Here is a 20,026-nt window from a genome sequence, read left to right as displayed (position 1 = left end):
GGTCGCGCGCGGCTGGAACTACGCCGCCGAGATCCCGGCACTGATTACGCGGATCGCGCTGATCAGCCCGTCGATCAGGTGACCCTGCTCGAATGCCGACGACGCGGCGGCCACGCCGAGCGGCGCAGCCGACTCGGCACCGCGACCTCGCAACCCCGAGCCGTAGACCACCTCGATGACGGACTGGTTGGGTGAAACCGCGATCAGCACCGCGTCGTTGGGGGTGGGCACCTTCGCCAGAATCTCCCGCGCCCGTGCGGCGGTGTCCCCACCGAGATCACCCAGGTAGACGGCGAAGCGAGCCTTGGACGCCCGCGAGCTGTAGACCAGCGCGTCGTCCAAAGCCACGAGGTCCTTGGTCGGGAACGGATAGTGCACCGACAGGTCTCCGGGCTCGGTGACCCCGGAGATCCGGCCGCTGCTGGTGATCACCCAGCCCTTCGGCAGATCGGTGGGTTCGATCGTCGCAACGTCACCATGTGCCACTGGCGCCACCTCCAACCGAGAACTCTGACGAACCATGTCCGCCGTGGGAGCCACCGACGTCTTCGTCGGTCGCGGCCCACAGGATCGGTGGATGTGTCCAACGCTCCGACATTTCATAGGTCGCCGGGTGCGGTCCCTTGCGGGTGAAGATCATCAATGCCAGCACGACCACCAGCAACAGCGGGATTCCGACGAACAAGAGGTGAATCTCCATAGCGTTCACGACGCAAACCGTATCCCACCGAAGGCCGGTCAGGGCACTGAGGACAGCAGAAAATCAGGCTGCGCCTTCACCGAGGTATCGCTCCCACGACGGGTCCAGCTCTTTGACCGTGGACAGCAGCCGCCAGTGCTGCCCGGTCGGCGGCAGCGGCTTGCGGCGCAGTGACCAGCCGAGTTCGGTCAGCAGCTTGTCGCCCTTGCGGTGATTGCATGTCGAGCAGCACGCGACGCAGTTCTCCCACGAGTGCTCACCCCCCCGGCTGCGCGGCACCACATGGTCGACGGTATCTGCCTTTGCCCCGCAATAGGCGCAGCAGAAGCGATCGCGGTGCATCAGCGCAGCACGGGTCATCGGGACGCGGGCCCGGTAGGGAACCCGGACGTAGGTTCGCAGCTGGATGACCGATGGCACCACGATCGAGCTGGTCGCCGAGTGGATGACCGGACCGTCGGGATCGTCGTGTACTACGTCAGCCTTACCGCAGATCACCATGACGACCGCCCGCCGCATCGGCAACGCGGTGAGCGGCTCGTAGGTGGAATTCAGCAGCAATACCCGCCGGCGGTTCCAGATCGATGCGCTTTCTGAGCGGTTGGGTGGATGGGTTTCGACACCCAGGGCGGGTCGGTGGGAGTGGGCACTGTGCAGGCATGACGCGATTGCAGGCCCTGTTCCACCTGCCGCGGCACCGCCATTGCGATGGCCGCGGCGCTTTTTGCCCTGCGCCATAGATCCTCCGCGGAACAGTCCACCATGATTTATTGCCGACCGCACGCCAATTGCCTGGACCACGCCGTGTCGATCGGGTGAACACCGGGGTGCCAGCTGATCCCTGCCCGACGGATACCGCCGCTAGGCGCCGGCAGCGGCGGTAGCGGAGTGCAACACTGGCATCACTTGTCGAAATCCCGCTGCGCTTATCCGCCGGTCAAGAACAGGAGCTGACGACATGCCGGGTGATTCGGGTCCTTCAGGCGATCCCGGTGATCAGGACACGACCGCAGAACGCTACCGCCACACCGCGCGGAACCCGCTCACTCCCCGTGCCGCCGTGGCGGAACTGCTCGCCTCGATGAATCGCGTCATCGAAATCACCGAGCCGGATCCACAGTTGCCGGCAGCGCTGAGTTTCTCCCGATCCCGGCAAGCCGCGCTGGACGCCAAGCGCGGGATAGCGAAAGGATTGGCTGAACGAGATGCCGCCGATCGCGCGGAGCCTCGGCGCCGAGAACTGCCCGAACGGCTCCAAGGCGCACTGCGCGCGATAGATGACTGCATTTGCGGAATGCAGCACCTCGACGGGAAAAGGTTGGAGATCGCGGCCGCCGCAAGCCGGGAAGGCTTCGCGGTGGCATCAGACGGCTGCGTCAGCATCGGGACAGCAGCTCAACACTTGGCGGGCGACGAGGCCACTATGCGCCGCGCCCGCTACGAGCATCGCCTCATGTCGGTGCTCGCGGAGATGGCTGCGGTGCAGGAGCGTTCGGTGGCCACGATCGCCGAACGGTTGGGTGCCGACGAACCGGGGATACCCTGGTCTTTCATCGAGTGCGCCAAGGCCGGGGTCGAACTGAGCACTTTCGAAACGGGTGGCGCAGGCCTGCCGCCGTCGCCGCTGCGCGACCTGTTGGACCGGCTTGCTGCCGACATGGCGAGCGCCAAGCGACGATTTGGCTCCAATCTCTAGGATGCTCGGACCGGAGGCGAAGGTGAGATCGACATCACGCGACGTCGGCGATTCATAGACCACAATGGAAGCAATGGAACCGCAACAACAATCCTTCTACGACGCCGTGGGCGGCGCCAAGACGTTCGACGCGATCGTGTCACGCTTCTACGAACAGGTCGCCGAAGACGAGATCCTGCGTCCGCTCTATCCCGAGAAGGACCTATCGGGCGCCGAAGAACGACTGCGGATGTTCCTCGAGCAATATTGGGGCGGCCCGCGAACCTACTCCGAACAGCGCGGGCATCCCCGGCTGCGGATGCGGCACATGCCGTTTCGGATCACGCCGATCGAGCGCGACGCCTGGTTGCGGTGCATGCACACCGCGGTCGCCTCCATCGACGCACAGACCCTGGACGACGAGCGCCGCCGCGAGTTGCTCGCCTATCTCGAGATGGCAGCCCACTCGTTGGTGAACTCCGCGTTTTGATGGCCGCCGCAGTGGATCGAGAAGATCAGCCGCGGTCGTGGTGGTCGGACGCGGTGTTCTACCAGGTGTATCCGCGCTCGTTCGCCGACAGCGACGGAGACGGGGTTGGTGACCTCGACGGGCTCACGGCACGCTTGGAATATTTGCAGCAGCTCGGTATCGACGGTATCTGGATCAACCCGGTCACCGTCTCGCCGATGGCCGACCACGGTTATGACGTTGCCAACCCTCGGGACATCGATCCGCTTTTCGGCGGGATGGCAGCGTTCGAACGACTGGTCACGGCCGCACATCAGCGCGGCATCAAGGTCACCATGGACGTGGTGCCCAACCACACCAGCTCCCAGCACCCGTGGTTTCAAGCGGCGCTGGCCGCCGGTCCTGGCACCGACGCGCGGGATCGCTATTTCTTTCGCGACGGCCGGGGCCCGGACGGGTCGCTGCCGCCGAACAACTGGGAGTCGGTCTTCGGCGGACCGGCATGGACCCGGGTGACCGAACCGGACGGCAACCCAGGCCAGTGGTATCTGCACCTCTTCGACGCCGAGCAGCCCGACCTCAACTGGGACAACCCAGAGGTTTTCGACGACTTCGAGAAGACACTGCGCTTCTGGTTGGAACGCGGGGTGGACGGGTTCCGCATCGACGTGGCCCATGGCATGGCCAAGCCCGCTGGTCTGCCCGACGCCGCCGACGAAGCCAAGATCTTGCGCCACACCGATGACGACCCGCGTTTCAACCGCCCGCAGGTACATGCGATTCACCGCGATATCCGCGCGGTTATCGACGACTATCCGGGGGCGGTCACCGTCGGCGAGGTCTGGGTGCAGGACAACACCCGATGGGCCGAATATGTACGGCCCGACGAACTGCACCTCGGCTTCAACTTCCGGCTGACCCGCACCGAGTTCGACGCCATCGAGATCCACGACGCCGTGCAGAACTCGCTGGCGGCTGCGGCGATAGAAAACGCCACGCCTACCTGGACGCTGGCCAACCACGATGTGGGACGGGAGGTCACCCGCTACGGCGGCGGCGCGGCTGGGCTGCGCCGGGCGCGGGCAATGGCGATGGTCATGCTCGCCCTGCCGGGCGCGGTATTTCTCTACAACGGTCAGGAACTGGGGCTGCCCGATGTGGACCTGCCCGACGAGGCGCTGCAGGACCCGACGTGGAAACGCTCCGGCCACACCGAGCGCGGCCGCGACGGGTGCCGGGTTCCGCTGCCGTGGTCGGGCGACGCTCCCCCATTCGGGTTTTCGACGTGCGCCGACACCTGGTTACCGATACCGCGCGAATGGGCCGCGTTGACCGTCGAGATGCAACGCGCAGATCCCGATTCGACGTTGTCGTTCTTTCGGAGGGCACTCGAATTGCGAAGAGCGCGAACCGAATTCGAGGGCAGCCAACTCGATTGGCTGGACGCGCCCGACGGTGCGCTGATATTCCGGCGGCGTGGCGGCGGACTGATGTGCGCTTTGAATGCGGGCCGTCACCCGACGACCCTGCCGCCGGGTGAGCTGCTCATGGCGAGCGGGCCGTTGGTCGACGGACAGCTGCCGCCGGACACCGCGGCCTGGTTGATTTAGCCCGCACAGCATGGCGGACTACTGGAACCACAACACCGCCTATCACCCATGGCTGGTCGATATCGCAGCGCAACACCACGGCGACGTCTTGGATGTGGGGTGCGGTGAGGGCCTGCTGGTGCAACGGCTCGCGGCGGTATCGCAGCGAGTCGTCGGCATCGAACCTGACGATGCCACACTCGAGCGGGCACGTCTGCGGCTGCACTCGACGACCAATACATCGGTCGACCGCTGCGACTTTCAGGGCTTTACCGCACCCGAGCAAAGCTTTGATGTCATCGTATTCGTGGCCAGCATTCATCACCAGCCACTACGAGAAGCGCTGGCCAAAGCGCGCCGACTGCTCAAGCCCGGCGGCGAGCTGGCCGTCGTGGGGCTTGCGGCGAACACGACGATCCGCGACCGGGCGTGGTCCCTGCTCTGCATGCCCATCGTTCGCATCGGATCGCGCCTTCATGGCGAGACCCGTGACATCGGCGTACCGGTCACCGAGCCACACGAAAACTTCGATCAGATCCGGCAGGTAGCCAACGAGGTTCTCCCCAACGCCCAACTCCGACGGGGCCTGTACTACCGGTACCGTCTGCACTGGCGAAATCCGCCCTAGCAAAAGCCCTCTCGCGTCAGCGCAGCACCAGAGCGGGATGACCGCGCCGCCGGTACACCGACCCGAAGCGGGCGTCGAGCCGCAACCAGGTCGGCAGCACCCGGACCCGGATCATCTCGTCGGCGTCGATCACCTCCGCCGGCTGCGGCAGGAAACCCATTGCGGTCAAAGCGAACACACAGCGCATCGGTAGCCCGACGACGACATCGCCGGAACTGACCTGGATCACCTCTTGATCCAGCAGCGAGGCCGGCGGACCCTGAGAACTGCCGTATTCCTTGGCCAGCCGCGCGCCGGTCGCCGCCAGATCCAGCATCACCCGGGCCGGCACGTCGTCGAGGTGGACGAAACCGGACTCCGGGGGCAGCGCACCGCGCCACGCCGAGTCCATTCCATAACCTGGATCGACATATCCCGACGTGTCCATCGCCTCCAGTCCGCGCGCCAATCCGGCTGCCCCCACCGAAAAATCGTCGGGCCGCACTCTGCCGGCCACCACCCGGCTGGCCAGCACGTCGAAACCCGTTGCCACCCAAGCCGTCAGCAATCCAGCCGATCGTGCCCGGATACGAATGATCGCCGCGTCGTCGAGTCGCATCGCACGCTCGACGAACGTGGCCAGATCCGCGCGATGCGCCGGGTCAGTCAGCCACAGGCCGCGCTCGCCTCCGCCCCCGGTTCCCCCCGCCAACGCTTCCCCTATTCGCGAAGCCACCGTTGCAGATTCTCCCGATGCTGTGGGGACAGTCGGACCACCCGCTGTTCTTCGATATGGAACGCGGCCAGCTGTGACTCGGCGAGGACGGCCGGCTTCGAGTCCGGTTCCGCGTTGACCGACCGTACTTCGTAACCCAGGGTGAAGTCCACCGCGCGCAGCCGCTTCACCCAAATCGTCACTTGCAGCGGCGAATCGGAAAGCCGCAGTTGACCTTTGTAGCTGACCCGGACGTCGGCGATGAGCAGGCCGGTGGTGGTGATGTCGGCCGCGAAGGCGTCCCTGAGAAACGGAACGCGCGCCTCTTCCAGGATGGTGACCATGGTGGCGTGGTTGACGTGCTGGTACATGTCGATGTCGGACCAGCGCACCGGCACCGGCGCGACGAAACCGACACTCATGCGGACGCCCCGCGCCCGCTGGTGCGGGTCATCCGGCGGATTTGACGCGCCGCCACCGACAGCGTCGCGAGGTCTTTCGCGCCGCATTCCCGGATTTCGTTGAGCGTGCGGCGAGCCCGCTCCACCCGGGATGCGCTGATGTGCTCCCACTCGGCGATCTTCTGCTCCCCGCTTTCGTCGGGTTCGCCGACGGCCAGCACGTCGAAACACAACGCCCGCAGCGAGGCGTAGATGTCGTCGCGGATCGCCAACCGCGCCAACGCTTGCCAGCGATCGTTGCGGGGAAGCTCGGAGACCGCAGTCAACAGCCCATCGGTGCCCAACCGGTCCATCAGGGCGAAGTAGGTGTCGGCGACTTCAGCCGTGTCGATCTCGATGATGTCGGCGATGTCGATGATGTCGAGCAAGCTGTAGCGGTACAGGCCCACGGCGACCCGATAGGCCAAGTCGTGGGGTGCGCCTTGTGCGGTGAAATCAGCCGCTTCCTTCTCGACGATGGCTTTGTCGTCGCCGCGCAACCACTCCGACATGCGCGGCGTCATGGCCTTGACCTTCGCGGCGAAACGGTTGATCTCGGCGCCCACGGCCAGCGGCTGCGGACGATAGTTGAGCAGCCAGCGTCCGGCCCGGTCGATCAGCCGACGGGTATCGAGCGTCAGCCGGTCCGACAGTGCGACCGGCAAATTCGCCGCGCGGATCCGCCGCCAGAGGTGGTTCACCCCGAAGATGGCGTCGATGGCGACGTAGGTGCGCACCGCGTCGATCGGGGTTACTCCGACATCCTCGGCGAGCCGGAATGCGTAGCTGATACCGGCATTGTCCACCAGATCGTTGATCAGCATCGTGGTGACGATCTCGCGACGCAGCTGGTGCGAGCGGATCTCCGGGGTGAACCGTTCCCGTAACGGCCGCGGAAAATAATCGGGCAATCGGGACGCGAATACATCCTGATCGGGCAGCTCGGTGGTCAGCACCTCCTCTTTGAGTGCCAGCTTGACGTGGGCCATCAACGTAGCCAACTCGGGCGAGGTCAGGCCGATACCCGCCTCGGCCCGCCGCGCAATCTCTTTCTCCGACGGCAGCGCCTCCAATTCCCGGTTGAGTCCCCGCTCGGCCACCAAGTGCCTGATCTGGTCGGCGTGCACCGGCAACAGGCTGGCCGCGTTGGCGCGGCTGGTGCCCATCAGGTCGTTCTGGTCCTCGTTGTCGGTGAGCACCAGCCGAGCCACCTCGTCGGTCATCGACTCCAGCAGCTGTTTGCGTTCGTCGGCTTTGACCTTGCCCGCGGTGACCAGCGAATCGATCAGGATCTTGATGTTGACCTCATGGTCGGAGCAATCCACGCCGGCGGAGTTGTCCATCGCGTCGGTGTTGATCCGGCCCCCCGACAGATCGAATTCGACGCGGCCCAGCGCCGTGACCCCGAGGTTGCCGCCTTCGCCGATCACCTTGGCCCGCACCTGGTTGGCGTTGACCCGCACCGGGTCGTTGGCCCGATCGCCGACATCGGAGTCCGATTCCGACTCCGCCTTGATGTAGGTGCCGATGCCGCCGTTGAACAGCAGGTCGACCGGCGCCTGCAGAATCGCGCGGATCAGGTTGGGTGGCGACATCTCGGTGACGTCGGTGTCGATGCCGAGCGCGGCACGGACCTGCGGGCTGATCGGAATGGCCTTCTGCTCGCGGCTGTAGACGCCGCCGCCCTCGCTGATCAGCGACATGTCGTAGTCGTCCCAGCTTGATCGGGGCAGCTCGAACATCCGCCGCCGTTCCTCCCAGGAGGCGGCGGCGTCTGGGTCCGGGTCGAGGAAGATGTGCCGGTGATCGAAGGCGGCGACCAACCTGATGTGCTTGCTGAGCAGCATGCCGTTGCCGAATACGTCGCCACTCATGTCGCCGACGCCGACGACGGTGAAGTCCTCGGTCTGCGTGTCGACCCCGATTTCCCGGAAGTGTCGTTTGACGGCCTCCCAGGCACCCCTGGCGGTGATACCCATGGCCTTGTGGTCGTAGCCCACCGATCCGCCGGAGGCGAACGCGTCACCCAACCAGAACCCGTAGGACTTGGCGACGTCGTTGGCGATGTCGGAGAACGTGGCGGTGCCTTTGTCGGCGGCCACCACCAGGTAGGCATCGTCGCCGTCGCGACGCACCACCTCCGGCGGTGGGCTGACTTTTCCGGTCGCGTGGTCGACGTTGTCGGTGACGTCGAGCAATCCGGAAATGAACAGCTGGTAGCACGCCACACCCTCGGCGCGGGTGGCATCGCGGTCGGCGGCCGCGTCGCCGGTGGGCAGCGGCGGCCGCTTGACGACGAATCCGCCCTTGGCGCCGACCGGCACGATGACGGCGTTCTTCACCGCCTGCGCCTTGACCAGGCCCAGGATCTCGGTGCGGAAGTCGTCGCGGCGATCCGACCAGCGCAAGCCGCCGCGCGCGACCGGACCGAACCGCAGGTGCACGCCTTCCACCCGCGGCGAGTACACGAAGATTTCGAACTTGGGGCGCGGCAGCGGCAGCTCGTCGACCAACTGCGCGTCCAGCTTGACCGCCAGCACATTGCGGCTCCGGGCCGAACTCTGTCGTGTCACAAAGTAATTGGTCCGCAATGTGGCCTGAACCAGCGAGGCGAAGGCGCGCAGGATGCGGTCGGTGTCCAGACCCACCACCGCGTCGATGTCGGCGGCCACAGCGGCCGCGGCCGCCTGCGCGTCGCGCCGCGAGCCCGCCGGCCTGGGATCGAACATTGCCTCGAACAGAGTCACCAGCGAGCGTGCGGTCGAGGCATGCTCGTTGAGCACCGATTCGATATAGGACTGGCTGTAGGGGAAGCCGGCCTGCCGTAGGTACTTGGCGTAAGCGCGCAGCACGACAACTTGCTGCCAGGTCAGCCCCGCGCGCATCACGAGTTCGTTGAACCGGTCGATTTCGATCCTGCCCTGCCAGATTGCGGTGACCGCATCGGCGAACCGTTGTGCGGCCGCGTCCCGTTCGGTGGTCGTCGTCGCGCGCGGGATGGTTCGATGCGGCGAGATCTTGAACTGATAGATCCACACCGGCAGCCTGTCGGGACGGGTCACCGTGAACGGCCGCTCTTCGAGCACCTCGACACCCATACTCTGCAGCATCGGCAGTAGCTCGCTGAGCGAGGCGGTGGATCCGCCGAGGAACCAGGTCAGCTGCGCGAGGCCCTGTTCGTCGCGGTCGGAGAACACCAGCTTGACCGAGTCGTCGGTCAGCTCGTTGATGATGGCGATGTGGTTTATGGCATCGGTCGGACTGACCGCCTGCTTGTAGGCCTCGGAGAAGGCAGCCGCATAATGCTCGGCGTCGTTGTGTCCGACGGAGCCGTCCGCCGCCGCGCCGATCAGCCGGTCGGCCCAGGTGCGCGCGGCCTCGCTCAGCAGCGCCTGGATCCGGAGCCGGTTGGCCTCGGATACGTCCACCGAGCCGGGCGGGGAGGCCGCGTCGTCCTTTTCGGGCAACCGGACCATGAAATGCATCAGAGCCCAAGGCGATTCACTGACCCGTGCGGTGAATTCCAGTCGCGTCCCGCCGAACTCGCGGACCAGGATGTCCTCGATCTGCAAGCGCACAGCCGTGGTGTAGCGATCGCGCGGCACGTAGACCAGGCACGAGACGAAGAACTGCAGCCGATCCACCCGCAGGAACAACAAAGCGCGTCGCTGGGATCCAAGGTCCACCACGGCTTTGGCCATCTCCAACAGCCGCTCGGCGCTCAGGGTGAAAAGCTCGGGGCGCGGGACGGTCTGGATGACATCGAGCAACAGCTGACCCGGGTGGGTTGGGTCGCTGCCGGCCAACTCGAGGGCCTCCCGAACCCGGCGCGAAATCGCCGGGATTTCCAGGACATCGGCGTTCATGGCGGCGACTGTGAACAGCCCGACGAAGCGATGCTCGGTTACGCTGCCATCGCCGACGTACTCGCGCACCGCGATGGCATAGGGGTAAGCGCCGTAACGCAGGTAGCTGCCGACACGTGCCTGCGCCAAGACCAGCAACTTGTTTTCATCGGTCAGCCGGGGCCGGATGCCTGCCCGCGCCCGCAGCACGCCGAGGCCGCTGGACCCGTCGCCAATGACCATGCCCTCGTCGACCCGGCAGGGCTGGTAACCCAGCAGCAGAAAGTTGCCATTGCCCAACCAGCGCAGTAACGCCGCGACCTCCTGACGATCCGGTGCCGCATAGTGGCCCTCGGTGTCAGTGTCGACCGCCACGGCCAATTCGCTCAGGGTGGCGATCATCGCCGCCGCATCCGTCGCTACCCGCTGGACGTCGGCCAGGACCCTCGGTAACAGCCGTTCGACTTCGGTCAGGGCGTTGCGGTCCACCGAGGGCGCGAGCTGGACGAAAATCCAGGCCTCGCCGGTATACGGTGACGCGCCAGCCGCTTTGGGTTCGATGCGCAACAGCTCACCGGCGGGGCTGCGGCGCACATCGAACACCGGCGTCATGATGGCGGTGTAGCCCACCCCGAGCCGGTGTAGCAGCACCGTCACCGAGTCCATCAGCATGCTGCCGTGCTCGGCGACCACCTGCAGCGCCGGCCCGAATCCCTCCGGATCGTCCGCGTGATACACCGCGACACAGCTCTCACCGGCCGCGCGGTGCTGACCGAGCCGATAGTGCGCACCCAACATGCGCGGCGTCAGCAGCGAGTCGGGGCTCTGCGACCCGTCGTCCGATTGGCCCCGGTAGCTCTCCAGATAGGCCTGCGAGATCCAGTCAGGGACGTCAGCGGACCGGGTGAACGTGGTCCATGCCCCGACATCCTGCTTAACTTCGGGATCGCTCGTCATACCGACTGCTTTCACTTGGCCCACTCCTCAACACCCGTACCGGCCGCATCGTCGTGGGGCCCGGTTCAATTGGCCCCACTCCTCAACACCCGTACCGGCCGCATCGTCGTGGGACCCGGTTCAATTGGCCCCACTCCTCAACGGCCGCACCGGCCACATCGTCGTGGGGCCGGCAGACCTGACACTAGTCGCGCGTCAGCCTCCGGTGGGTAACTCGGTGTGGACGCGCGGCTTCGATACCGAGCCGTTCCACCTTGTTTTCCTCGTAGGCGCCGAAGTTCCCCTCGAACCAGAACCACTTGGCCTCGTTGTCGGCATCACCTTCCCACGCCAGGATGTGGGTGCAGGTGCGGTCGAGGAACCAGCGATCGTGCGAGATCACCACGGCACAGCCGGGGAAGTTCACCAGGGCGTTCTCCAATGAGCTCAGGGTCTCGACGTCCAGGTCATTGGTCGGTTCGTCCAGCAGGATCAGGTTGCCGCCCTGCTTGAGGGTCAGCGCAAGGTTGAGCCGGTTGCGTTCGCCACCCGAAAGCACCCCGGCCGGCTTCTGCTGATCCGGACCCTTGAAACCGAACGCCGACACATAGGCCCGCGACGGTATCTCGTTTTGACCGACCTCGATGTAATCCAGGCCGTCGGACACGACCTCCCACACGGTCTTCTTCGGATCGATGCCGGCCCGGGCCTGATCGACGTAGCTCAGCTTGACGGTTTCGCCGATCTTGACCGTGCCGCTGTCCGGTTCTTCGAGCCCGACGATGGTCTTGAACAGTGTGGTCTTGCCGACGCCGTTGGGCCCGATGACGCCGACGATGCCGTTGCGCGGCAAAGTGAAGGACAGGTCCTTGATCAGCGTGCGTCCGCCATAGCCCTTGTCGAGATGATCGACCTCGACGATCACGTTGCCCAGTCGCGGTCCCACCGGGATCTGAATCTCTTCGAAGTCAAGCTTGCGGGTTTTCTCCGCCTCGGCGGCCATCTCCTCGTAGCGCTGCAGGCGCGCCTTGCTCTTGGCCTGGCGCGCCTTGGCGCCGGAGCGAACCCAGGCCAGCTCGTCCTGCAGACGCTTTTGCAGCTTGGCGTCCTTGCGGCCCTGCACCGCGATCCGCTCGGCCTTCTTCTCGAGGTAGGTCGAGTAGTTGCCTTCGTAGGGGTAGGCACGGCCCCGATCCAGTTCCAGGATCCATTGGGCGACGTTGTCCAGGAAGTAGCGGTCATGGGTGACGGCCAAGATAGCGCCGGGATAGACGGCGAGATGCTGTTCGAGCCACTGCACGCTTTCGGCGTCCAGGTGGTTGGTGGGCTCGTCGAGTAGCAACAAGTCGGGCTTTGACAGCAAGAGCTTGCACAATGCGACGCGGCGACGTTCACCTCCGGACAAGTTGGTCACCGGCTCGTCGGGTGGCGGGCAGCGCAGGGCGTCCATCGCCTGCTCCAGTTGCGAATCCAGGTCCCACGCGTCGGCGTGGTCCAATACCTCCTGGAGTCGGCCCATCTCCTCCATCAACTCGTCGGAGTAGTCGGTGGCCATCAATTCGGCGACCTCGTTGAATCGGTCGAGCTTGACCTTGATGTCCCCCAAGCCCTCTTCAACGTTGCCCCGAACTGTCTTTTCGTCATTCAGCGGCGGCTCCTGTTGCAGGATGCCGACGGTGGCCCCGGTAGCCAGGAAAGCGTCACCATTGTTCGGCTTGTCCAGACCGGCCATGATCCGCAAGACGCTCGACTTACCGGCCCCGTTCGGACCGACCACACCGATCTTGGCACCGGGGTAGAAACTCAACGTGACGTCGTCGAGGATCACCTTGTCGCCGTGCGCCTTGCGGACCTTTTTCATCGTGTAGATGAACTCAGCCATGCCGCGGTATTGCCTTTCTGGTCTTGCCGGGTTATCCGGGTTATCCCGCCGACCATCCTAGGCACCGCCTACCGGCATCAAGCCGACAGCGGTAGCGCGGTGTGGTCGGCGGCGTTCTGGGCGGCAGCCGCGTCCGGGACGGAATCAACCCGGGCCGCGAGGTAGTCGTCGTTCACGACGGTCCCGGACTGCCCTGTCATTCCGGCTGCCGGAGCGTTCTCGGAACTCGGGCCAGTGTAGCTGGGCTTCTCGATTCGCACGAAGACCCGCGAGAGGTCTGGACCGACTGACGTCGCCCGCATCTCCAACGAGGACCGGCGATTGCCGTCGCGGTCCTCGTACTCGCTGGTGTACACGTGGCCCACCACGATCACCGGCGCACCCTTGCCCAGCGCCGCGCCTACCCCGCTGACCAGCCTGCCCCAGCAGTTCACGGTGATGAACAGCGAGTTGCCCGGCTCCCAACCACCGTCGCTGGTGCGTCGACGTGAATTGCTGGCTACCCGGAACTTGACGACCTCTTGGTCTCCGACCTTCCGGCGCTGGAGGTCGTTGACGATGTGACCGACGACGGTCAGCTGCGTTTCAAACATGTGACTCCACATTCCTTTCCCATTCGTGTCCCATTGGTGCGAGGTAGTACTCGCGCTGATGCCCATTGAGCCCCGGGTCACCGACAAACCAGCGACTAACGGCGCCGGCGAGAGCCCTGGCGAGGTAGGCCTGTGGAAAAGGCCGGAACTGGGGATAACTGGGGGACAGCAGCCCCGCTTTCGCCATGGCCCGAGTGCCACCAGTTACACCGCTTGGCACCGGCGGCTAGGTGAGTTGTGCCCAATCAGCGACAATTCCGTTGTGCGCCTTAACTTGTCGCCGGTAGCCGGGCAAGACGTCAGAACCGATCACAAACAGTGGGACAGTTGCGACCCGAGTTAGTCACGATTCGCAGCACCGGGTCGCTACAGTCCTTTGATCGCGGATTCGCTTGCTGATGCGCCGAGTGTGCCGTCAGGGCGCCGAGTGTGCGCTGGCGGCGCCGAGTGTGCCGTCAGGGCGGCCGATCGCGGCGGTTACCGCCCTACACACACAGCCAAAGCCGTCACTGCACACTCGAAACGACGACATGACAGCCGATACGGTGAGCACGTGCGACATCCCCCGAACGCCTACTACCACGAGAGGTTTGAGTGAAGGTGCGGTATCGGCGTGCCGAAAACAGAGCCCAAGTGTGCCGAAAACAGCGCCAGCTATCCAAGGCTGCGCAAGAGCATATCGTTGAACCCCACATTCGTGGTCACCACGAATTCCCGGGTGAGCGGGGCACATCGCAAGTCGACCGACGCAGGAAACACATGGTGACGGTTGCGACCAATGCGACGTAGCCCCGACCGTGTGCACTCATTTGAGCCAAGCGAGACAAACTTGTGGGACGGCTGCGATTGCCGCGACATGGGACTGCGCCCGCGGATCCTGTGCAGGGCCCGGCGTCGCCGCCCGGCCGGCTACTGGACGGTGCTCGACGATTTCTCTTCGGCGTGTCCCCGACGCGCTTGGAACTCGCGGGCGATGAACTTGTTGCGCGCGACCTTTTCGACGTAGTCGAAGTCGTGCAGAATGTTTCGCAGTTCGCGCCGGAAGGCGATCCGGCGTTCCAACAGGTCCGAAGCGGGCCCGATCAGGTCCTGATCGACGGCAACCTGGCGCGCAGTGGCGAACAGCAGCGTCGACACCGGCTCGCTGCTGCGCACTCGCGACTGGGCCACGTACTGGCGGCCGACCCCGAGCGCCAATTCGGTCAGTTCCTTCTGCCCGATATCAGCAGGAGCGTCGCGCAACACGTCGGCGACAATCTCATAGGCCTCGAAGAACACCCGCAGCATCGCATCCGACATCAACGGCCGCTTGGCATAAAGGATCGCGTCGATCCCGTCGGCGCCGGCGGCGACTTGGCTCTCCCAACCTTGGTGCCAGGCCATCTCTTCGGCGATGTTGGCACGAAACGCTGCCGAATCGGCGAAATAGAAGTCAAATTTGAGCAGATCGCGCAACCGCATCGCCTGGTCCCAGAAAGCGGCCATGCGGTCACCGTCGGTGTGCCGGGCATGGGCGAGCGCCAGTTCGACGATCGAAGTCTCCAGGAAGGCATGGATAACCGAGTTCCGGTAGAACGCCGCCGCCAGTTCATCGTCGGGCGCTATGTACCACACCGCTTCCCGGCCGCTGTCCACCCGGGTGACCGGGTGTCCGTTGGACAATGCGTCGACCGCCGCGCGCACTCCTTCGCGCGAACGCAGCCGCAGCGTACTTGTCGACATCGGGGTCTGCTTGCGCTCCAGGTAGTCAAGTGAATCCTGCAGGGTGTGGTGCAGCTGATCGAGCGTCAGCGCGGTCCCGCGGGTAGTAAGCAGCAACGCAGACACCAGCCCGGTCGCGGTCACCGGCGTCGACTGCAAGATCCGCCATGCCACCTCAAACGTCATCTTTTGCAACGCAAGCCGTTTCGCGGCCGGGTCATCAGCCAGCGGACCATTCGGTTCGCCGAGATACTGTCGCATCGAAACCGCTTCGGGGAAACGGACATAGATCTTGCCGTAGTTGCGCTCCCCCTGCGCCTTGATAAACCGGTAGAGCCAGCTGAAACCCTCAGGCGTCTTCTCCGCACCGCGCGCGTAGGCGGCGTATTCGGCGATCTCGTGCAACTGGTCGAAGCAGATCGACACCCCTTGCAGCAAAATATCTTCGCTGCGACCGTCAAGGTAGGCGTCGGCCACATAGGTCATCAGTCCCAGCTTGGGCGGCAACATCTTTCCGGTGCGAGACCGGGTACCTTCAATGGACCAACTCAGATTGAAGCGCTTCTCGACGACGTAGCCGACGTACTCCCTGAGCACATACTTGTACAGCGGATCATCGCCGATATTGCGCCGGATGAAGATCATCCCCGAACGACGCATCAGGGGACCCATCACGCCGAACGATAGGTTGATGCCGCCGAACATGTGGACCGGCGGTAACCTGTTGTCCTGCATGGCCACCGGTATCACCGCGCCATCGATATAAGACCTGTGGGAGAACAGCAAGACCGCCGGGTGCGATTCCAGCGCGGAGCGCATGGCCGCGACCTGGTATTCGTCATAGTCGAATTCGGGATCGAAACCGCGGCTGATCATCTTGCCCAGGACGGAAATCAGGTCTACCGACACCTGACTCCAACCGGTGGCCAGTTCATCGAGAATTCTACCGGCCTCTTCGAGGGTGGCACCGGGTATTTGCTTCAGCCCGGCACGAAACCGCGCTGACGCCAACATCTCTGGCTTCACCAGCCGCGGAGACTTGTATTGCGGCCCGAGGATCCGGTATTCGGCACGTGCCAACGCCAGGATTGCCCTTCGGGTGACGAACTGGGCGAAATCGCGTTTGTTGTTGCCGACGGTGGTGTCTCGCCACTGTTGGCGCAACTCGGAGACCGTGGCGGCCTCCCCGGCCACCACCCTGGCCCGCCGTGGGTCCGAGCGCAGGATGCGGCGCTGCTGACGTGCGTTGGGGTGGTAAGGATCCCGGCCCGGAAGCAGCCCTGCCACCTTGGCCACTCTGCTGCGATCCGGTGGCGGCAGCCAGAACACCCGCACCGGCACGATCGATCGGTCCTCGAGACATTCGGAGTCAGCTTCGGGCCCGCACCCGAGCTGCTCGGCGAGTGCGGTCAGCGCCGCCGGTGGAGCATTGCGGGGTGGCAGCCTCAGAACGTCGAATTTCGCCTCGGGATGACGGGTCCGCTGTTCATCCAGCCAACGCATGATCAGCTGCATCTCGACCGGCGACTCCATCGAAGCCAGCACCAGCGTGTCTTCAGCCGTGAGGACTGCGCTGGTGTCGGCGACCGGTTTGGTCACGGCAGTCCTTTGGGCCCAGAGCTCGACGATTCGGGGGCATCGGCTTGGTCAGTGCCCGGCTGTTGAATCTCACCATCGGTGACGGCGATCTTCGACTCACGGCGGGGGTTCGCTTTGCCCGATGTGGTCTTCGCGGCCTTCTTTGCAGCGCTCTTGGCCGGAGCCTTCTTGGCTGGTTGCTTCTTCGCCGCGCTTCTGGCCGGGGCCTTCTTGGCCGGTTGCTTCTTCGCGGCCTGTGCTTTCTTTGCCGCCTTTTGCTCTGCGGACAAGTCGACTTCGGGCAGCTCGTCGACCGGCCAGTTCTTCAGGGTGTCCAGATACAGCTGGCGCACCTCGGCAATGCGGTCCGGCAGTGTGTCGAGAGACCAGTCGTCGACCGGGATCGGCGGAAAGACCGCGACGTCGACCGTGCCGGGATTGATCGTCGTGGAGTTTCGCGAGGCGACGATCTCGGCATTGCGAATCACGATGGGCACGATGGGGATTCCCGCCGCCATCGCGATCCGGAAGGGACCCTTCTTGAAGGGCCCGACTTCGGTGGTGTCCAACCGGGTGCCCTCGGGCGCGATCACGATCGACAACCCGTTTCTGGCGCGGTCCTCGACGGTGTGCAGCGTCTCCACCGCGGCCGCCGAGTCGTCGCGGTCGATGAACACCCCGTCCAGTAGCTTGCCGAGGGTGCCCATAATCGGGTCGTTCTGCAATTCCTTCTTGGCCACCGCAACCCAGTTGTCGCGTACCAGCGCTCCGGCGATAACCGGGTCAACTTGGTTGCGGTGGTTGAAGATAAAGACCGCCGGACGCTGGGCGGTCAGGTTTTCCTTTCCGATCACATTCAGGTGTACGCCGCTGGTGGCGAGCAACAACTGGGAGAAGTTGGAAGTGAAGAAGTTCACCCCACGCCGCCGGCTACCGGTCAGCACACCGAGGCCTACCGCCCCGGCCGCGACCGGGAACATCGTGCTGAAACCGGCGAGTGTTCGCAGCTGCCGCCGCAGACCCACACCGCCGCGGCTGTTGAACTTCAGAATCGGCCAGCCGCGGCGTTTGGCGACGGCGGCCATCTTGCCTTCGGGGTTGGTCGGCCGCGGATTGCCGACCAAGTACATCAGGGCGACGTCCTCGTCCCCGTCGGCGTAGAAGTAGCTGTCCTTGAGGTCGATGCCGTGTTCGGCCGCAAAACGCTGTACCGCTGCGGCTTTGCCGGGCCCCCACAAGATCGGCCGCACCACATCGCCGGTAAGCAGTCCGTCTGCATTGACCTCGAACTTGTTGGTGAGCATGTTGGTGATGCCCAGGAAACGGGCCACCGGTTCGACCTGGATGGTCAGCGCCGAGGAGCTCAGGACCACGGTATGCCCACGCGCCATATGGGCCCGAACCAGCTCACGCATTTCCGGATAGATCCGGGGCTCTATCCGCTGGTGAAACAGCCGCTCACCGATCTCCTCCAAATCGCTTAACTGCCGTCCCCGCAGCGCCGAAGACGCCTTGATGATGAGATCCTCGAACTCGATGCGTCCCAGCGTATGGTTCAGACCGGCCTGGACCATGCTGAGCAGCTCGCCGACACCCATATCGCGGCGGCGCAGCCGTTCTTGGGTGAGGATGACGGCGGTAAAGCCCGCGACCAACGTCCCGTCGAGATCGAAAAACGCGCCGACCTTCGGCCCCGCAGCGCTGGCCATGATCTCGGCCACCGATCCGGGTAACCGCAAGTCGCCGCCAGGCTTGCCGGTCTCGCGCTGTTCGCCTTGAGATTGCGACATGCTCATGAGCCCGACACCGAACGAGACGCCGCACCGGCCGGGGCGGTGAAGGATGCCGGAATCGCCCGCGGTGCGGGCTCACCGGCCAGCGCCAAGATCTCGTCGAAACCCTCGAGCAGGCACTGGGCGAACAAGTCGTCGTTTCGCACGGATGCCCGGTCGTAGCGCGCGGTGATGGTGCACCAGCCGCCCCGCGATATCAGGACCACCATCATGGCCACACCCGGCAGCGGGCCGATGCCGTACTGCCGCAATATCTTTGCACCGGCGACGAAGGTGTCGCCGGGGTAGACCGGGACATTGCTGGCCTGCACGTCCGAACCCACCACCGAGCCGGTAATCCCTTCGAGGACGGCTGTGGGCAAGATGCTCAACACCGGCGCGATGGACCCGACGATGTTCATCGCGGGCTCGTCGCGGCGCTGCGTCATCTGGGCACGGATCTTCTTCATCCGGGTCACCGGATCGACGGTGCCGATGGGCGCCGCCAAGTTGACTCCCGTGAATTGATTGCCGCCGGCTGAAGCGCCTTCGGCCCGCAAGTTCACCGGCACCGCCATCGGCAAGGTGCTGATCGGCAGGCCGTGGGCCTCGTGGTAACGCCGCAGCGCGCCGCACACGCCCGCGAGGTAGGCGTCGTTGATCGACCCGCCACCTGCCTTGGCGGCCCGGTGCAGTTCGGAGAGCCGGATGTCGATCGCCTCGGTGCGGGTGGTCAGGCTACGCCGCCGCAGCAGCGGCGACGGCTCGGCGGCGCGGTTCAACACCCGAACGCCCGACATCGCGTAGCCCACGATTCCGGACACCGTGGAGACGGGATCCAGAACCGCTCGCCCGGCCACCGACACCGCCCCGGACAGCGCGCCCAAAAGGCCGCCGACGATGGCCATGGGTAAATGGTTGATGCCCTCGCGCATCAAGTCGTTAGGCGACAGATCCTGCGGAATGGGTTGCGGTGGCGTCGGCCTCGGCGGTGGTTCCCGCTCCAAGTCGTAGATTTCAGCGAACATCTCGACACCACCGACACCGTCGGTGACAGCGTGGCTGACATGAAGAAGCATCGCGGCCTTGCCATCGGCCAGGCCCTCGACCAGTGTGGCTGTCCACAATGGCCGCGAGATGTCCAGCGGCGACTGCAGAATCACCTCGGCGAGATCGAAAACTTGTCGCAGCGTGCCGGGTTCGGCGACGCGCACCCGACGTACATGGAAGTCGAGATTGAAGTCGGGATCGACCACCCAACGCGGCGACGCGGTCGGCAGCGTCGGAACCACGACCTTTTGCCGCAGCCGCAACACCCGCCGGGAGGCGTTTTCGAAGCGGGTCCGGAAACGGTCCCAGTCCGGCGTGGCGTCGAGTAGTTCCAGCGCCATGATCCCCGAACGGGTCCGCGGATTGGCTTCGCCGCGATGCAGCAAATAGTCGACCGGTCCCAGGTCGTTGGACAATTCGGCGGCCTCGACCGGCTCAGCCATGGTCACGACCCCACCAGGATTGGATAACTCG

Annotated in this window: 15 protein-coding genes; 4 read left to right on the top strand and 11 right to left on the bottom strand. The window is 64.9% G+C overall.

Going from position 1 to position 20,026, the window contains the following annotated elements:
• Positions 1 to 18: 18 nt before the first annotated feature.
• From BST40_RS01580 to BST40_RS01570, 3 genes are all read right to left on the bottom strand, one after another.
• Positions 19 to 486, bottom strand: a complete 468-nt coding sequence (locus BST40_RS01580; protein WP_075548380.1) for a DUF5130 domain-containing protein — start codon at positions 484 to 486, stop codon at positions 19 to 21.
• Positions 473 to 700 carry an aa3-type cytochrome oxidase subunit CtaJ gene (gene ctaJ / locus BST40_RS01575; RefSeq protein ID WP_075542532.1) on the bottom strand — a complete coding sequence of 76 codons (228 nt, stop codon included), beginning with the start codon at positions 698 to 700 and terminating at the stop codon, positions 473 to 475. The genes BST40_RS01580 and ctaJ overlap by 14 nt, the downstream gene beginning before the upstream one ends.
• A gap of 63 nt (positions 701 to 763) precedes the next feature.
• Entirely contained in the window at positions 764 to 1,438 is a 675-nt protein-coding gene (locus tag BST40_RS01570; RefSeq protein WP_075548381.1) for an HNH endonuclease, read from the bottom strand.
• A 220-nt stretch (positions 1,439 to 1,658) separates the two neighbouring features.
• Here BST40_RS01570 and BST40_RS01565 point away from each other — a divergent pair, with 220 nt between their 5' ends.
• The 4 genes from BST40_RS01565 to BST40_RS01550 all read left to right on the top strand — a co-directional run bounded on the left by BST40_RS01565 (position 1,659) and on the right by BST40_RS01550 (position 5,061).
• Entirely contained in the window at positions 1,659 to 2,396 is a 738-nt protein-coding gene (locus tag BST40_RS01565; protein WP_075548382.1) for a hypothetical protein, read from the top strand.
• Positions 2,397 to 2,469: 73 nt separating this feature from the next.
• The gene (locus BST40_RS01560; protein WP_075548471.1) at positions 2,470 to 2,865 is read left to right on the top strand and encodes a globin; all 396 of its coding nucleotides are present in this window, start codon (positions 2,470 to 2,472) and stop codon (positions 2,863 to 2,865) included.
• Entirely contained in the window at positions 2,865 to 4,454 is a 1,590-nt protein-coding gene (locus BST40_RS01555) for a glycoside hydrolase family 13 protein (protein WP_075548383.1), read from the top strand. Before BST40_RS01560 ends, BST40_RS01555 begins: the two co-directional genes overlap by 1 nt.
• A 10-nt stretch (positions 4,455 to 4,464) precedes the next feature.
• Complete coding sequence (locus tag BST40_RS01550) at positions 4,465 to 5,061, top strand: class I SAM-dependent methyltransferase (protein WP_075548384.1); 597 nt, start codon at positions 4,465 to 4,467, stop codon at positions 5,059 to 5,061.
• 16 nt (positions 5,062 to 5,077) lie between these two features.
• Here BST40_RS01550 and BST40_RS01545 read toward each other — a convergent pair whose 3' ends face one another.
• The 8 genes from BST40_RS01545 to BST40_RS01510 form a co-directional block, all read right to left on the bottom strand.
• Entirely contained in the window at positions 5,078 to 5,752 is a 675-nt protein-coding gene (locus BST40_RS01545) for a DUF8010 domain-containing protein (protein WP_075548472.1), read from the bottom strand.
• An 8-nt stretch (positions 5,753 to 5,760) separates the two neighbouring features.
• On the bottom strand, positions 5,761 to 6,177 hold the full coding sequence (locus BST40_RS01540) for an acyl-CoA thioesterase (RefSeq protein WP_083153194.1): 417 nt from the start codon (positions 6,175 to 6,177) through the stop codon (positions 5,761 to 5,763).
• Positions 6,174 to 10,997, bottom strand: coding sequence for an NAD-glutamate dehydrogenase (locus tag BST40_RS01535; protein ID WP_075548386.1), 4,824 nt, complete (start codon positions 10,995 to 10,997; stop codon positions 6,174 to 6,176). The genes BST40_RS01540 and BST40_RS01535 overlap by 4 nt, the downstream gene beginning before the upstream one ends.
• 184 nt (positions 10,998 to 11,181) lie before the next feature.
• Complete coding sequence (gene ettA, locus BST40_RS01530) at positions 11,182 to 12,858, bottom strand: energy-dependent translational throttle protein EttA (protein ID WP_063470914.1); 1,677 nt, start codon at positions 12,856 to 12,858, stop codon at positions 11,182 to 11,184.
• A 77-nt stretch (positions 12,859 to 12,935) separates the two neighbouring features.
• Entirely contained in the window at positions 12,936 to 13,451 is a 516-nt protein-coding gene (locus tag BST40_RS01525) for a single-stranded DNA-binding protein (protein WP_036392933.1), read from the bottom strand.
• A gap of 909 nt (positions 13,452 to 14,360) precedes the next feature.
• Complete coding sequence (locus BST40_RS01520) at positions 14,361 to 16,751, bottom strand: glycerol-3-phosphate 1-O-acyltransferase (protein WP_075548387.1); 2,391 nt, start codon at positions 16,749 to 16,751, stop codon at positions 14,361 to 14,363.
• A complete protein-coding gene (locus BST40_RS01515; RefSeq protein WP_075548388.1) occupies positions 16,748 to 18,526 on the bottom strand; it encodes an HAD-IB family hydrolase/lysophospholipid acyltransferase family protein in 1,779 nt (592 codons plus the stop codon). Before BST40_RS01515 ends, BST40_RS01520 begins: the two co-directional genes overlap by 4 nt.
• Complete coding sequence (locus BST40_RS01510; protein WP_075548473.1) at positions 18,523 to 19,995, bottom strand: WS/DGAT/MGAT family O-acyltransferase; 1,473 nt, start codon at positions 19,993 to 19,995, stop codon at positions 18,523 to 18,525. The genes BST40_RS01515 and BST40_RS01510 overlap by 4 nt, the downstream gene beginning before the upstream one ends.
• Positions 19,996 to 20,026 lie beyond the last annotated feature (31 nt).

It is taken from the genome of Mycobacterium persicum (genome assembly GCF_002086675.1).
GTDB classification, from domain to species: Bacteria; Actinomycetota; Actinomycetes; order Mycobacteriales; family Mycobacteriaceae; genus Mycobacterium; species Mycobacterium persicum.
The sequence above is the reverse complement of the archived record's forward strand: the minus strand, read 5'-3'. Positions and strand labels throughout refer to the sequence as shown.

What these genes read in the sequence shown, in the direction of transcription:
- BST40_RS01510 (WP_075548473.1), bottom strand. Translation starts at nt 19,995, where the DNA reads ATGGCTGAGCCGGTCGAGGCCGCCGAATTGTCCAACGACCTGGGACCG.
- BST40_RS01525 (WP_036392933.1), bottom strand. Translation starts at nt 13,451, where the DNA reads ATGTTTGAAACGCAGCTGACCGTCGTCGGTCACATCGTCAACGACCTC.
- BST40_RS01555 (WP_075548383.1), top strand. Translation starts at nt 2,865, where the DNA reads ATGGCCGCCGCAGTGGATCGAGAAGATCAGCCGCGGTCGTGGTGGTCG.
- ettA (WP_063470914.1), bottom strand. Translation starts at nt 12,858, where the DNA reads ATGGCTGAGTTCATCTACACGATGAAAAAGGTCCGCAAGGCGCACGGC.
- BST40_RS01570 (WP_075548381.1), bottom strand. Translation starts at nt 1,438, where the DNA reads ATGGCGCAGGGCAAAAAGCGCCGCGGCCATCGCAATGGCGGTGCCGCG.
- BST40_RS01535 (WP_075548386.1), bottom strand. Translation starts at nt 10,997, where the DNA reads ATGACGAGCGATCCCGAAGTTAAGCAGGATGTCGGGGCATGGACCACG.
- BST40_RS01550 (WP_075548384.1), top strand. Translation starts at nt 4,465, where the DNA reads ATGGCGGACTACTGGAACCACAACACCGCCTATCACCCATGGCTGGTC.
- BST40_RS01515 (WP_075548388.1), bottom strand. Translation starts at nt 18,526, where the DNA reads ATGAGCATGTCGCAATCTCAAGGCGAACAGCGCGAGACCGGCAAGCCT.
- BST40_RS01565 (WP_075548382.1), top strand. Translation starts at nt 1,659, where the DNA reads ATGCCGGGTGATTCGGGTCCTTCAGGCGATCCCGGTGATCAGGACACG.
- BST40_RS01560 (WP_075548471.1), top strand. Translation starts at nt 2,470, where the DNA reads ATGGAACCGCAACAACAATCCTTCTACGACGCCGTGGGCGGCGCCAAG.
- BST40_RS01540 (WP_083153194.1), bottom strand. Translation starts at nt 6,177, where the DNA reads ATGAGTGTCGGTTTCGTCGCGCCGGTGCCGGTGCGCTGGTCCGACATC.
- ctaJ (WP_075542532.1), bottom strand. Translation starts at nt 700, where the DNA reads ATGGAGATTCACCTCTTGTTCGTCGGAATCCCGCTGTTGCTGGTGGTC.